This is a genomic window from Streptomyces sp. NBC_00414, assembly GCF_036038375.1.
Lineage (GTDB): Bacteria > Actinomycetota > Actinomycetes > Streptomycetales > Streptomycetaceae > Streptomyces.
In genome coordinates this window covers 9,995,017-10,009,529 of sequence record NZ_CP107935.1, presented here as the reverse complement: position 1 = coordinate 10,009,529, position 14,513 = coordinate 9,995,017, and the positions used below count along the sequence as shown (strand labels likewise).

Here is a 14,513-nt window from a genome sequence, read left to right as displayed (position 1 = left end):
CACCGGAAGAACGGGAGTGCGTGTGGGTGTCACTCTCACCGCCGTGGCCGCGCTTCTCGGCACCACACCGAACGCCCGCCCGGCCACCGCCCCCGTCGACGCGGTGCGGTGCGAGGCCCTGGCAAGGTCACGTATCCCCGCGTCCGTGATCTCCCTGCCCACCGGGGGCGGCCGGGTGAATGCCGCGTCCGAGGTGACGGAGACCATCAGCGGTACGAGCGTCACGTACTGCCGTGTCGACGCGGCACTCTTCCCGGTCGACCCCTCAGCACCCGCCATCCGGATGCGCGTCGCTCTGCCTCTGGAGTGGACCCGCAGATCCATGATGTTCGGCGGTGGCGGCTACAACGGCACCCTTCCCGACGTTCGCGCGAACGCCCCCTTCGGGCTCGCGAACGCCCCGACCCCGCTGGCGCGCGGGTACGCCACGTACGGAAGTGATTCCGGGCATCAGGCGGACCCCGCCAAGCACCCCGTTTCGTCGCTGGACGGCTCTTTCGCCCTCAACGACGAGGCACTCCGGAATTTCTCCGCGGGCGACGCGCTGAAGAAGACCCACGACGCGGCCCAGTTCCTCATCCGGCGGGGATACGGGGCGCAAGCCGAGCACGTGTACTTCGCGGGCGGATCGACCGGCGGCCGCGAGGCGCTGGCCGTCGTGCAGCGCTGGCCCCGTGCCTTCGACGGCGTGATCTCGGCGTTCCCGGCGTGGAACAACCTCGCCGAAGTCCTCTACCTGGGACATGCGACGCAGCTGTTGGCGCGGCCCGGCGCCTTCCCCGGGCCCGAAAAGCAGGCGCTGCTGTACGACAGCGTCATCCGGGCCTGCGACGCTCAGGACGGACTGGCCGACGGGATCGTTTCGAATCCGGATGCCTGCCGTTTCGAACCTGAGAAGCTGCGATGCCCGGATGGCGGCGACACCGGCTCGTCATGTCTCTCGGACCGCCAGATCGCCTCGGTCACGGCCATCTCGTCCCCGTGGAAGTGGCCGTACAAGGTGGCCAGTGGTGAAAAGGGCTACCCCGGTTTCCCTTTCCTCTCCGGTGCCGACATGCGCACACCGCTGCTGGGTTTCGGGACCACCGCACCCGCCCACCCGATGCCTCTCACCAGCGGATACGGAACGCAGTACTGGGACCAGTGGGTCAAGTACTTCCTGACGCGCGACCCCGGCCACAGCCCTCTGGCCGTCGACCCGGAACAGCCGGGAAAGTGGCTTTCCCGCATCAGCCGGTTGTCCGAGATCCAGGACCTCAACGACGCGGACCTTCGACCGTTCGCGCGGTCCGGCGGAAAGCTCCTGCTCATCCACGGTGCTGCCGACGAACTCGTCTCGCACCGTTCGACGAACGACTACTACGAGCGGGTGACCGGCACCTCGGGGCCGCGTGAGACACGGGAATTCATGCGGTACTACCTCGTGCCGGGCGCCAACCACGCGAACTTCGGCAACCCCGCGTTCGCCCCCGGCTGGGACTCGGTCACCGCGATCGAGCAGTGGTCCGAAAAGCAGCGGAAACCTGTCTCCCCGGTCGCGACCGACGCACGCGACGGCAGGACCAGGCCGCTGTGCGAATACCCCCGCTGGCCGAGGTACCGGGCCGGGAATCCCGACAACGCCGGCAGTTTCGTGTGCGGCGGGAATGCGGCCTGAGGCGGTAGGGCACTACGGCTGCGCGGGCGGGGTCCGTGCGGTGCCCGCGGGGAGTTGGTGGTCCGCGGTCTGACCGGTCAGACCGGTCAGGAGGAGGTCGACGAGGCGGTGTAGGCCCGCGGCGGGCCGCGTGAGGCGGTAGGAGGCGATCGCCGCCAGGCAGATGCGTACGTCCTCCACGCCGATGTCGTCCCGGACGACGCCGGCGGCGCGGGCCCGGTCGACGAGTCGGCGCAGCGCCCGTGCCTGCTCGCGGCGGTCCGCGGCGAAGGCGGCGGCAGCCGGATGGGAGCCGAACAGAGCCTCGTTCAGCCCGCGGTCCCGCAGCCGGTGCTCGGCGAAGCGGCGGACGATACCGCTGAGCGCACGCCATGGGTCGGGATCGTCGAGGGCGGCCCGCATGTCCGCGCGGCAGGCCGCGACGTGCTCGGTGAGCGCCGCGGTGACCAGGTCGGCGCGTGAGGGGAAGTGCCGGTGGACGGTGGCGATACCCAGGCCGACCCGGCGGGCGATCTCCCGCATCGGCAGGTCGAGCCCTTCGGAAGCGAAGGAGGCGCGGGCCACCGAGAGGATGCGACGGCGGTTGTCCTCCGCGTCCGTGCGTGTTTTCCGAGTCACTGTGCTTGCCGCGCCTCTCACTTCGACCTGATCCGGATCAGCTGCTCCACCTCCATGTCTACCGTGTGCCGACGCCCGGACCGTCCGGGCAGGGAAGGTGCATCATGCGCGCGGTACGGTTCGAGCGGTTCGGTCCTCCTGAGGTACTCGGCATCGGATCCGTGCCCGAGCCGCACGCGGGTCCGGGCGAGGTACGGATCGCCGTCCGGGCGGCGGGAGTGTCTCCGGTCGACCTCGCGCTGCGGGCCGGTGACTCGCCCTCGCGTGACGGTCTCGCCCTGCCGCACATCCCCGGGGTGGACGCGGCCGGGGTGATCGACGAGGTCGGTCCGGGTGTCACGGGCCACGCGGTCGGCGACGAGGTGTTCGGAGCGGTCGACGTCGCCCGGCTGGGCGGAGCGAGCGCGCGGTTCGCGGTGCTCGCGTTCTGGGCGGCGAAGCCGGACGCCTGGTCCTGGGACGAGGCGGGCGCCGCGGCGACGGGCGTCGAGACGGCGACCCGGGCCCTGGACCTGCTCGGCCTCACCGAGGAACAGGACACGACACTCCTGATCGACGGGGCGTCGGGCGGCGTCGGAAGCATCGCCGTGCAACTGGCGGTGGTGCGAGGGGCACGCGTGCTCGCGACGGGCCGACCCGGCAGCCACGCCTTCCTGACCTCTCTCGGCGCGAGGCCGGTCGCCTACGGTCCCGGCCTGGCCGAACGGGTCCGCGCCCTCGGCATCCCACGTGTCGACCGTGCCCTCGACGTGGCCGGGAAAGGCTCACTGGACGAGCTCGTCGCCCTCACCGGCGGCCCGGACTCGGTGGTCACGCTCGCCGACTTCACGGGTCCCGGCCGCGGGGTGCGCCTCTCGGTCGGCCGCTACGGGGGCCAGCCGGACGGGTGCCACGGGCTGGCGGTCGCCGCCGAGCAGGCGGTGCGCGGGCGGTTCCGCGTACCGGTCCAGGCGGTGTTCCCGGCCGACCGCGTGGCGGAGGCACACGCGGCGGTGGCGGCGGGCCCTCGCCGCGGGAAGACCGTCCTCGACCTCACGACGCTCGCGTCCGGCGCGTGACGCGGTCGGCCGGTGCCGGGCCGCGTGGCCCTGTCACTCATTGAGGTGCAGTACGGCCGCGTCACCTAGGTCTCACGTCAGTGGTTTGTTTCTGTTCATCCTGTTATGGGATGAACAGAAAGGGAGCCCTGGTGAGGAGCACGTCGCTGCTGCCCGGAGACCTCTGGGCCCCGAAGACCAGGTGTCCTGGCGGCACCTGGTCGCTCTGACGTCCCGCCGCGCCCACCCGTCAGGAGTTCCCCCGTGTCAGTCCCCCGCTCCGCGCAGGTCCGCCTCCCTCTGGTCGCTCTGCTGAGCGCTGCCTGTCTGACCGGTCTGGTGCAGGCCGCCCCGACCCACGCCTCGGACGCCCCCGCTAACGACGACCGCGCCTTGCGGCGGCAGTTGCAGGCACTGACCGACGCACCCGACGGACCTCCCGGGGTGATCGCCGTCCTCAAGCGTGGGTCCCACACCCAGGTCTTCCGGGCCGGCGTCGCCAAGACCGGCACCGATCGTCCGGTCCAGGTCACCGACCACATGCGCATCGCCAGTACGGCCAAGGCGTTCAGCGGCGCGGTCGCTCTGCGCCTCGTCGACTCCGGGGATCTGCGGCTGGGCGACACCCTCGACAAGGTGCTCCCCCGGCTGCCGCGTGCCTGGCATCGGGTCACTCTCCGGCAGCTCCTGAACCACACCAGCGGGCTGCCCGACTTCAGCGCCGACCCCGAGTTCCTGGCCCTGGTGACCGAGAATCCGCGCCGCCGCTTCGACTCGCGCCGACTGCTGGACTTCGTGGCCGACGAACCGTTGGCGTTCCGCCCCGGGTCCCGGTACGAGTACTCCAACTCCGACAACATCGCCGTGGCACTGATGGCGGAGGCCGTGACGGACCGGCGTTACGAGGACCTGCTCGACGAACTCGTGTACCGCCCGTTGGAACTGCACAGCACCAGCCTGCCGCAGGGCTATCGGATGCCCCGGCCGTACATGCACGGCTACGACGTCACCGGGCAGAACCCGCCCGAGGATGTCAGCGAAGTACTGAGCGCGTCCGGCGTATGGGCATCGGGCGGGATCATCTCCACCCCGCAGGACATGACGGCCTTCATCCGTGGCTACGCCGGCGGCGAGCTGATCTCCGACCGGACACGTCACCAGCAGCGCGACTGGGTGGACGGCGCTTCCGAACCCGCGGGCCCCGGCAAGAACAAAGCCGGTCTCGCCATCTTCAAGTACACCACCCGCTGCGGCGTGGTCCACGGCCACACGGGCAACTTCCCCGGCTACACGCAACTCATCGCGGCCACCCCGGACGGCACGCGATCGCTGACCGTCTCCCTCACCACTCAGGTCAACAAGACCAGCAAGCCGGAACTCCTGAAGCGGCTGCGGACCGTCCAGGAGAACCTCGTCTGCGCACTGCTGCGCAAGCGGTGAGCGACAGACACTGAATGACGAACGCTGAACGACAGGAGCCGAGGGCTCAGGCCGCTTCGCCGGAGCGCCGCGCTCGGCACCAACTGTCACAGCACCCGTAGAAGCGTCTGACGCATTGCGAGTGGGCATCACCCGGACAGCACTTCGCGCCATGCGCGGGTGATCTGTTACGGGGGTTGCGTATGAGGCTTCGTCGATTTCGGCTGCTGCCGCTCCATGTGTCGCTGCCCGGGGGTCTCCTCGGGCGGTGGCTTGTGGTCGCGATCGGTGTCGGTGTGCTGGTGGTGGGGCTTGTCGGTGCCGCCGAGCCGTTTCGGCAGACCCGGGAGTTCCGCGAGGTCGTGGCGTGCGACCGGGGCGGCCATGAGTGTTTCACCGACGAGGAGGGCTCCGTCGCCGGTCGGCGGACCTACACGACGACATCCACGCACACGGACGCCGACGGCAACACGTACACGAGCACGACCACCCATCACGAGGTCACCTGGCGGCGGGCCGACGGTTCCCGTCAGGCCCGCGACGTGTCGTCCCGTTTCTACTCCAAGGCCGAAGAAGGGCAGCCGGTCAGGCTGCGGCTCTGGCGCGGCGAAGTCGTCGGTGTGGAGGTGATGGGCGCCGCGCAGTGGTTCCTGCCGAAGTCCGGCTCGACGCTCAACGCCTGGCTGTACGTCGCGTTCCTCGGCCTCGGGATTCTGCTGTGGGGGCTGCTGTTCGGCTGGCGGGACGGGCTCTTCATGCTCGCTTTCCGCACGTTCAGCTGGATGTTCATGAGCTTCCAGCCGGTCAGTCTGACGACACACGCCTTGGCCTATGGTCTGCCCACCGGGACGGCTCTCGTCGTGGACATCGTGTTCGCTCTCGTCTTCACCGGGATCGCCGCCGGAATGCTGTTGGCCACGCTCGACCGCTGGTGACCACCCGGCACCACCAGGTACCGCTGGGCAGCACCCCTACTCGAAGAACTTCAGGCTCCACCCCGTACTGGTGTTGGCGCCGGGCACGTTGGCCCGGCTGTACGTGGTGTTGCCCCACCAGGCGAAGGTGCCGGTGTACCAGAACCGGTTCGCCCACGAGTACGGGGTGCCCTTCGCCACCGCGTGGAACATCAGCGGGAACCTCGGCCCGGCCGGCGGACTGGTGTTGATGTCGCCGTCGAGCAGGACGAAGCTGTGGTGGCCGGGGCCGTCGACGTACAGCGTCGGGTCCCAACCGGACATCATCGTCGCGCGGTTGGACCCGAACAGGCAGCCGTTGGACTTGTACCAGTCCCATACGTAGGTCGGGTCGCCTCCGGCCCGCAGCCGCAGGTCGGCCAGGCAGTACTGGTCACTCCAGCTGCCGTTGGCCGAGTACACGATGTGCAGCTGTCCGTTCGGGTCCTTGATCGCCTCGGGGGACTCGTTGATGTAGGGGTTGCCGACCACGCGTTCCCAGCTCTCCCGCGGCTGCGAGATGACGTACCGCGCGCCCGTCGGTGTGGTCGGGCTGCTCATCCGCGCGATGTAGAGGTTCTGCTCCACGTTGGTGTCGCCGGCCCAGCCCGACCAGACGAACCACCGCTGCCCGTTGAAGGTGAACAGCGTCCCGTCGATGGCCCACTTGTCGTCCGGAAGGGCGAGTTTCGTCTCGGTGGTGTACCCGCTGTCCGCGGTGGCGGAGCTGATCACGTACATGCGGTGGGCCGAGCCACGGCCGCCCGAGAAGTAGATGTAGTAGCGGCCGTTCTCGGTGGTGATCTCCGGAGCCCAGATCTCACCGAGGTTCCGGGTGTCCGACCAGACCTGCCGAGCGGGCGCCGACGCCAGCGCGTCCGTCGAGGAGGCCTGCCGTACGGCGATGCCGGTGCCGGTCGACTGGACCGACACGTAGGTGCTTCCCACCCGCACCACACTCGGGTCCGCCGCCCGGAGACCGGTCGACCCCGCGTGGGCGGGTGTGGCGGACGAGAGGGTCAGGGCGGCCGCGAGGACACCGGCCAGAGCCAGAGCCACGAATCCGCTGAGAAGGCTGGAGATTCTCTTGATCCCGTGCATGGTTGGCCTCTGCTTCGCGCCGGACCGGCAGCACACCGCCCGCGTACGGACGGGGTCCAGCCGGTCTCAGGTGGGGGACAAAGCCGAAAGGGGGATGAAAGCGCTCTCAAGCATCCTGAGCCGCAGTGAACATGTCAACGGTTCACACAACGCCGATACCCGCACCACGACGACACCATGACGCCACCCCGAGCCGATCGTTATGATGAACTGAATCGCTCAAACGAACATTCGGGGTGGAGCACAGTGCGGGAGCCGGTCGATCTCAGGCGTCAGCGCATTCTGGCGGCGGTCCAGGCCCGCGGGGCCGCGCGGGTCCGGGACCTCGCCGACGAGTTGCAGGTCTCGGTGGTGACGGTGCGCCGCGACGTCGAGGAGCTGACCCGTGAGGGCAGGCTGCGCCGCGGACACGGCGTCGTCCGCTCGACGCTGCCCGCGCAGGAGATCGGCTCGAACGACCCGCCCGGCGGGGACCGGGTGGCCGTCGTGGTGCCGGAGCGGCACTCGTACCTGACCGAGACGCTGCACGGCGCCCGCACGGCATTGGAGGAGGCCGGGATGCGCATGGCTCTGCACATCGCGCCCCAGGTGACCGGTGCCGAACGGCCGCTGGTGGAGCGGGCCCTGGCCGACGGCGCCCGCGGCCTGCTCCTCGCGCCCCGCTGGCACACCGAGGCGGCGGAGCGGGCCGACTACGACTGGCTCGCCGCGCTGGAGGTGCCCACCGTGCTGATGGAGCGCCGGCCGCGGCAGGGCGGCGCGGGGCACGCCCTGGAGTCGGTGTGCTCGGACCACTGGTACGGCGCGCATCTCGCCGTGGAGCACCTGGTGGGGCTCGGTCACCGTCGGATCGTGTTCGCGACCCGGGAGGACAGTCCGACGGCGCGCACGCTGCGGGCCGCCTTCACGAGCATCGCCGGGGCGCATCCGCTGCTGGAGGAGTGGGCGTGGGCGCTGATCTCGGAGCAGGCGGGGCGTGAAGGGCCGTACACCGCGGACGAGACCGCGGACGTGCCGCGGCTGCTGCGCCGGACGCGGGCGACCGCGGTGGTGCTGCACAGCGACGTGGACGCGCTGATGGTCGTACAGCGGCTGGCGGACGACGGGGTGCGGGTGCCCGAGGACTGTTCGGTCGTGGCGTACGACGATGTGGTGGCCGCGCTGGCCACGTCTCCGCTGACCGCGGTGTCCCCGCCCAAGGCGGAGGTCGGCCGGACCGCCGCCGAGCTGTTGACGCAGCGCCTGCGGGAGGGCGGCGAACGGCCCGCGCGCCGGGTCGAGTTGCTCCCGCGGCTGATGGTGCGCGGTTCGACGCGGCGGGTGGACGGCGGGACGGCCGGGGCCGCCACCTCCGACGAGTGAGCGTTTGAGCGTTTGTTTTTCTTCTGATCGATCTATTGACCGTTTGGGTCGAGAGCGATGAGGATTCCCGTGTCCCGAACAGTCGTGTCCGCAACGAGGCGGACACGCAGGAGCCGCGGGAGGCGCCCATGCCCGGACGACCCGATCGTCGGTCCGTGCTCGCCGCGATGGCCGCCGTACCGCTGACAGGAGCCGTAGGCGCCTGCAGCGGAGGGAACGGAGCCTCGTCGGCAAGTACGGGCCGCACCACGCGCATCACCTTCTGGTCCGCCCTGCGCGGCAGCCAGGAAGTGGTCGACGCCTTCAACCGCACGCACAAGAGCGTGCAGGTCGACTTCCAGCAGATCCCCTCCGGTGGGCAGGGCGGCTACGCCAAGCTCAGCAACGCCGCCCGGGCGGGCAACGCACCCGATGTCGCGACCATCGAGTACCCGCAGGTGCCGGGGTTCGCCATCGACGGCGTGGCCCGCGACATCACCGACCTGGTCAGTGACTCCCTGCGCGGCAAGCTGCTGCCGCAGGCGCTCGCCCAGACCACCTTCGAGAAGCGGGTGTTCAGCGTTCCGCTGGACGTCGAGCCGATGGTGATGCACTACCGCGCCGACCTCTTCGACCGGTACGGACTCCAAGTCGCGCGCACCTGGGACGAGTTCGCCGAACAGGCGAACGCCGTACGCCGCAAGGCCGCCGACCGGCGGCTCGTGCTGTTCCCGACGGACGGGATGACACAGTTCGCCGCCTACGCCTGGCAGGCAGGCGCGCAGTGGTTCGACACCTCCGGTGGAGCCTGGAACGTCTCCCTGGCCGACGCGCCCTCCCGGCGCGTCGCGCAGTACTGGCAGCGGCTCATCGACCGGGACGACGTGTTCCTCAACGCGGTCGAGAGCAGGCAGTCCGACGCGCAGATCGGCAACGGGCTGGTCCTCACCCGGCTCAGCGGCGCGTGGGACGCGGGCGCGCAGATGAACGCGCGTCCCGGGCAGAAGGGCCAGTGGCGGATCGCGCCGCTCCCCCAGTGGGACACCGGGAACCCTTCCGTCGGCACCCACGGCGGGTCGACGTTCGCCATCACCAAGGACAGCCGCAGGCCCGAAGCCGCGATGCAGTTCATCGAGTGGCAGGTCTCCCACCCCGATGCCCTGCGGGCCCGCCTCTCCAGCGGCACGAGCAGTCAGTACCCGGCCGCACCCGATCTGGTCGCCGTGGGCCGCAAGGCCTTCGACCGCTCGTACTACGGCGGGCAGGACATCTACGGCCTGTACGAACAGGAAGCGGAGAAGATCGGTGAGGGCTGGCTGTGGGGACCGCGGATGAGCGCCACCCAGCGGGTCATGCAGGACTCCTTCGCCCGCGTCGGCGGCGGCCAGGGATCGCTGACCGAGTCCCTGCGCACCGCGCAGGAGGGCACCATGCCCGACCTCAAGGCCCTGGGCCTGTCCACCACCCAGCGCTCCACCTGAGCCGACGAGAAGGCAGGTGACACCGTATGACCACCACCGCCCAACCCCGGGTACCGGCCGACGCGCACCGCACCGGCGGCCCGGCCCTCTCCGCCTCCGGCCTGCGCGCCCGCCGGGCCGCCAAGCGCCGCCAACTCGGCGCCGTCGTCGTCCTCATGGCACCGTTCTTCGCCCTGCTCGCCACCATCTTCCTGATCCCCGTCGGCACCGCCGTCTACCTCAGCTTCTTCAGTGACGACCAGCCGGGGCTCGGATTCGGCCCCGAGCGCACCGTCTTCGTCGGACTGCGCAGTTACGCGGCCGTACTGACCGACCCGACGTTCCTCGGCGGGCTCGGCACGGTCGCGCTGTACTGCCTGATCTACATCCCGCTCATGGTCGTCGGCGCGCTCGCCCTGGCCCTGCTCCTCGACTCCGGAGTGGTCCGGCTGCGCGCCTTCGCCCAACTGGGCCTCTTCCTCCCGCACGCGGTGCCCGGCATCATCGCCGCCCTGATCTGGCTGTACCTCTACACGCCCGGCATCAGCCCGGTGATCGACCTCTTCGCACGCGCGGACATCACGATCGACTTCCTCGGCGTGCACACCGTCATCCCGTCCATCGTGAACATCGCCCTGTGGAGCAACCTCGGCTACAACATGGTGGTCTTCTACGCCGCCCTGCAGGCCGTGCCCCGTGAGGTGATCGAGGCGTCGGTGGTCGACGGCGCGGGACCCGTGCGCACGGCGCTCCAGGTCAAGACACCGCTGGTACGCGCCTCGATCGTCATGGTGGCGATCTTCACCCTGATCTGGGCGCTGCAGCTCTTCACCGAGCCGATGCTGCTCAGCCAGTCCTCCCCCATGATCAGCTCCCGCTTCTCACCGAGCATGTACATCTACGACGCGGCCTTCACCCGCAACAACTACAGCCTGGCGGCGGCAGCCTCGGTGGTCCTGCTGGTGTGCACGATCGCGCTGTCCTACGGCGTCACCCGCTTCACCAGCCGCGCCGACGCCGAGGAGGCCCGATGAGCACCACCGACAGTTCTCTGCTCCGCCCCGGTCTGCTGGGCCGGGCGACGGTCAACGTGGTCGTCACGGTCTCCGTCCTCTACACCCTGCTGCCCGTGCTGTGGCTGGTGCTGGCCGCGACCAAGAGCCGGGACGCGCTGTTCAGCAGCGACCTGCTGTCCTTCAGCGATTTCTCGCTCGTACGGAACCTCAAGGACCTGTTCGCCATGGACGGCGGCCTGTACGGACGCTGGTACGTCAACAGCCTGCTGTACGCCGTCCTGGGCGCCGCGATCGGCGCGCTGCTGAGCGTGGCCTGCGGCTACGCCTTCGACAAGTACCGCTTCCGGCACAAGGAGAAGCTGTTCGGCCTGGTGCTGGCGGCGGTCATGGTGCCGCAGACGGTCCTCGCGCTGCCGCTGTACCTGATGGCCTCCGAGGCCGGCCTGGTCAACACCTTCTGGGCCGTGTTCATCCCGGTGCTGTTCAACCCGTTCGGCGTCTATCTCGGCCGCATCTTCAGCCGGGGTTACGTGCCCGACGAGGTGCTGGAGGCGGCGCGGGTGGACGGGGCGGGCGAGCTGACCACGTACGTGCGGGTCAGCCTGCGGATGCTCGGCCCCGGCCTCATCACCGTCTTCCTGTTCCAGCTGACCGCGATCTGGAACAACTTCTTCCTGCCCATGGTGATGCTGTCCGACCAGGACCTGTATCCGGTCAGCCTCGGCCTGTACCAGTGGAACAGCTCGGCGTCCGTGTCACCCGAGTACTACCCCGTGGTGATCATGGGGTCGCTGCTCGCCGTACTGCCGCTCATCCTCGCTTTCGTCCTGCTCCAGCGGTTCTGGCGCAGCGGACTGACCGCCGGAGCCGTCAAGTGACTTCGTACGTTCCCGGTCCCGGTTTCCGGCCCCGTGCCGCCGTGGCCATGTCCCAGGACGCCGCCGCGGCCGTCCTCGACCGGCAGTCGCTGGAGGCGTTCGGCCGCGTCTGCGACCTCGCCCCTCCCCCGGTCCTCGACGACCTGTCGACGCCGCGGGCGAGGTCGCTGCTGGCCGAGGTGGACCTGCTCGTCACCGGCTGGGGCTGCCCCGTACTGGACGAGGAGGTGCTGCGTGCGGCGCCGCGGCTGCGGGCCGTGGTGCACACGGCGGGCAGCGTACGCGGGCATGTCACGCAGGCGTGCTGGGAGCGCGGGATCGAGGTCTCCTCCGCCGCCGCGGCCAACGCCCTGCCGGTCGCCGAGTACACCCTCGCCATGATCCTGCTCGCCGGGAAGCAGGTCCTGGAGCGCGCCCGCGACTTCCGGGTGTCGCGGACGCGGGACAACTGGCTGCGGACCTCGCGCGGCATCGGCAACCACCGCAGCACCGTCGGCATCCTCTCCGCGTCGCTGATCGGACGCCGGGTCATCGAGCTGCTGCGTCCGCACGACATCGAGGTGCTGCTCCACGACCCGTACGTCAGTGACGGGGACGCCGCCGAACTCGGCGTGGAGCGCGTGGAGTTGCCGGAGCTGTTCGCCCGCTGCGACACCGTCAGCGTGCACACCCCGCTGCTGCCCACGACCCGGGGCCTGGTCGGCCGCGACCTGATCGAGGCGATGCCGGCCGGGGCCATGCTCATCAACACCTCCCGCGGCGCCGTCGTCGACCAGGAGGCGCTCACCGACGCCGTCCTGGCGGGCCGCATCCGGGCCGTGCTGGATGTCACCGATCCCGAGGTGCTGCCTGCGGACCACCCGCTGTGGGACTGCGAGGACGCGCTGATCACCCCCCATCTGGCAGGTTCCGAGGGCAACGAGTGGCGTCGCCTGGCGGACCTCGCGCTCGCCGAGACCGCCCGCTGGGCGTCCGGCTCCGGCTTCCTCCATCCCGTACGACGCGAAAGGCTGGCGTTCCTGGCATGAGCATCCGCATCCCCTTCGAACTCCCCCCTGAGGACCGTGCGTCGAGTCCGTACACCGGCTGCACCCGGGCCCACTGGGAGGCTGTCGCGGACGGCCTGCTGGCAGCCGCGTGGCGCTGGAGCACACCGGGCAGCGCCCTGCTCGACCTGCCGGGACGGCCCTCGCGTTCGGGGGTGCGCTCCGACGGCCTGGAGGGCTTCGCCCGGACGTTCCTCGCGGCCGGTTTCCGGGTCGCGGGCGCCGGTGGCGACGACCCGCACGGCTGGCTGGAGCGCTACGCCGACGGTCTGGCCTCGGGGACCCGTTCACCGGGCCGTGACGACACCGAGTCCTGGCCGCTGATCCTCGACCACGACGTGCAGGGCCAGCCCATGGTCGAGTCCGCGTCGGTGGCCCTCGGTCTGCGTCTGACGGCGCCCTGGCTCTGGAAGAATCTCGACTCCGGTGTCCAGGACCGGGTCGAGGAGTGGCTGCGCGGGTCACTGCGGCACGTGCCCGCACCGAACAACTGGTACCTCTTCCCGTACACGGTCGCCGGGTTCCTGGAGTCGGTGGGACGCGGTGACGCCGAGACGGCCGCCGCGCGGCAGCGGGCGCTGGAACTGATGGAGGGCTGGTACCGGGGCGGAGGCTGGTACGCCGACGGGGACGGCCGCGCCTTCGACCACTACAACGGCTGGGCGCTGCACCTGTATCCGGTCCTCGACGCCCATCTCGGCGGGGACGCGGCACTGCTCGCCCGGTACGGGGACCGGCTGCGCGAGCACCTCGACGGCTTCGGGCTGATGTTCGGCGCGGACGGGGCGCCGATGCACTTCGGCCGGTCGCTCGCCTACCGTTTCGCCGCCTCCGCCGCCGTCGGCCTGGGGTCGCTGACCGGGCACACTCCGCTGACTCCGGGTGCCTCGCGCCGGCTGGTCAGCGGAAGCCTGCGCCACTTCCTCGACCGCGGGGCGTTGACCGACGACGGGCTGTTGAGCCTCGGCTGGTACGGCCCGCACGACGCCACCCTGCAGACGTACTCCGGCCCGGCCTCGCCCTACTGGGCGTCGAAGGCGTTCGTCGCCCTCCTCGCCCCCGCCGACCACCCGCTGTGGACCGCGACGGAGGAACCCGCGCCGGTGGAGGAGGCCGACCGTGTGCTGGCCCTGCCCGCGCCCGGACTGCTCGTGCAGGCGACGCGCGAGGACGGGATCGTACGGCTGCACAACCACGGCAGTGACCATGTGCGGCCGCACGAGGCGGAGTCGGCCGACGGGGACGACCCGCACTACGGGCGGCAGGCCTACTCGACCCGGACCGGGCCGACCGCGTCCGGGAACCTGGCGGACAACCATCTGTCGGTGGAGGTGAACGGCCGGCCCAGTGTGCGGCGTCGCATCCACCCGCTCGGCGCGGGACACGGCGACGGCTGGGGCTGGGCGGCCTCGTGGCACCGGCCCGTCTTCGTCGGTGGCCCCCCGATGGTCCCGGGGCTGCGGGTGGAGAGCGTGACGGTGGCTCGGGGGCCGTACGAATTGCGGGTGCATCGCGTGGTGGGAGCGCCTCCGGGGGCCCGTGTCACCCACACCGGTTGGGCGACCGGACCGCAGGAGCCGCTGGTCTCGGCGCTGCACGGGCTGCACGGCTGGAGTCCCGGGGCGGAGACGGTCCGGGCCCCGCAGGGCACCGCGTATGTGCCGTGGGCCGAGATGCCTCGCCTCTCCGGTGAGACGCGGGGCACCTCTGTGCACGTGTCCCTGGCCGTCCTCACCGGCGAACCGGGACCCGGCCCGCTGGCGGACACTGTCACGCATGTGGTGGCCGACGACACCGGGGTCGAGGTGGTCTGGGCAGACGGCGGCGGGCGTACGCGGGTGTCGTTCGATCCGGTCCGGGTGACGCACGGCGACCCGGTCGGGGTGACGCACGGGCCGAGCTAGGCCGTCCCGTGCACCGTCGGGTGCTTCCGTGCGCCGGGGCGCGTGGCCGGAATCCCTGCCTCGTCGGGGGCAGGAGGCCGCAC

Annotated in this window: 12 protein-coding genes; 10 read left to right on the top strand and 2 right to left on the bottom strand. The window is 70.7% G+C overall.

Going from position 1 to position 14,513, the window contains the following annotated elements; translation table 11 throughout:
* Positions 1-22: 22 nt before the first annotated feature.
* Positions 23-1,657, top strand: a complete 1,635-nt coding sequence (locus OHS59_RS42850) for a tannase/feruloyl esterase family alpha/beta hydrolase (protein WP_328498746.1) — start codon at positions 23-25, stop codon at positions 1,655-1,657.
* 12 nt (positions 1,658-1,669) lie between these two features.
* On the opposite strand, the gene OHS59_RS42845 is transcribed toward OHS59_RS42850, so the two are convergent.
* On the bottom strand, positions 1,670-2,275 hold the full coding sequence (locus tag OHS59_RS42845; protein WP_328498745.1) for a TetR/AcrR family transcriptional regulator: 606 nt from the start codon (positions 2,273-2,275) through the stop codon (positions 1,670-1,672).
* 104 nt (positions 2,276-2,379) lie between these two features.
* Here OHS59_RS42845 and OHS59_RS42840 point away from each other — a divergent pair, with 104 nt between their 5' ends.
* From OHS59_RS42840 to OHS59_RS42830, 3 genes are all read left to right on the top strand, one after another.
* Complete coding sequence (locus OHS59_RS42840; protein WP_328498744.1) at positions 2,380-3,333, top strand: NADP-dependent oxidoreductase; 954 nt, start codon at positions 2,380-2,382, stop codon at positions 3,331-3,333.
* 243 nt (positions 3,334-3,576) lie between these two features.
* Positions 3,577-4,752: a serine hydrolase domain-containing protein gene (locus OHS59_RS42835; RefSeq protein WP_328498743.1), complete on the top strand. Its 1,176-nt coding sequence runs from the start codon at positions 3,577-3,579 to the stop codon at positions 4,750-4,752.
* A gap of 182 nt (positions 4,753-4,934) precedes the next feature.
* Complete coding sequence (locus tag OHS59_RS42830) at positions 4,935-5,666, top strand: hypothetical protein (protein ID WP_328498742.1); 732 nt, start codon at positions 4,935-4,937, stop codon at positions 5,664-5,666.
* 36 nt (positions 5,667-5,702) lie between these two features.
* Here the strand turns inward: OHS59_RS42830 and OHS59_RS42825 are convergent, their stop codons facing one another.
* Positions 5,703-6,785, bottom strand: a complete 1,083-nt coding sequence (locus OHS59_RS42825; RefSeq protein WP_328498741.1) for a glycoside hydrolase family 43 protein — start codon at positions 6,783-6,785, stop codon at positions 5,703-5,705.
* 246 nt (positions 6,786-7,031) lie between these two features.
* Here OHS59_RS42825 and OHS59_RS42820 point away from each other — a divergent pair, with 246 nt between their 5' ends.
* The 6 genes from OHS59_RS42820 to OHS59_RS42795 all read left to right on the top strand — a co-directional run bounded on the left by OHS59_RS42820 (position 7,032) and on the right by OHS59_RS42795 (position 14,430).
* Positions 7,032-8,147, top strand: a complete 1,116-nt coding sequence (locus tag OHS59_RS42820) for a substrate-binding domain-containing protein (protein ID WP_328498740.1) — start codon at positions 7,032-7,034, stop codon at positions 8,145-8,147.
* A 128-nt stretch (positions 8,148-8,275) separates the two neighbouring features.
* On the top strand, positions 8,276-9,607 hold the full coding sequence (locus OHS59_RS42815) for an ABC transporter substrate-binding protein (protein WP_328498739.1): 1,332 nt from the start codon (positions 8,276-8,278) through the stop codon (positions 9,605-9,607).
* A 26-nt stretch (positions 9,608-9,633) separates the two neighbouring features.
* Entirely contained in the window at positions 9,634-10,620 is a 987-nt protein-coding gene (locus tag OHS59_RS42810) for a carbohydrate ABC transporter permease (protein WP_328498738.1), read from the top strand.
* Complete coding sequence (locus tag OHS59_RS42805; RefSeq protein WP_328498737.1) at positions 10,617-11,480, top strand: carbohydrate ABC transporter permease; 864 nt, start codon at positions 10,617-10,619, stop codon at positions 11,478-11,480. Before OHS59_RS42810 ends, OHS59_RS42805 begins: the two co-directional genes overlap by 4 nt.
* Positions 11,477-12,508, top strand: a complete 1,032-nt coding sequence (locus tag OHS59_RS42800) for a hydroxyacid dehydrogenase (RefSeq protein WP_328498736.1) — start codon at positions 11,477-11,479, stop codon at positions 12,506-12,508. Before OHS59_RS42805 ends, OHS59_RS42800 begins: the two co-directional genes overlap by 4 nt.
* A 2-nt stretch (positions 12,509-12,510) precedes the next feature.
* Positions 12,511-14,430 carry a DUF2264 domain-containing protein gene (locus OHS59_RS42795; RefSeq protein WP_443061682.1) on the top strand — a complete coding sequence of 640 codons (1,920 nt, stop codon included), beginning with the start codon at positions 12,511-12,513 and terminating at the stop codon, positions 14,428-14,430.
* Positions 14,431-14,513: the final 83 nt, after the last annotated feature.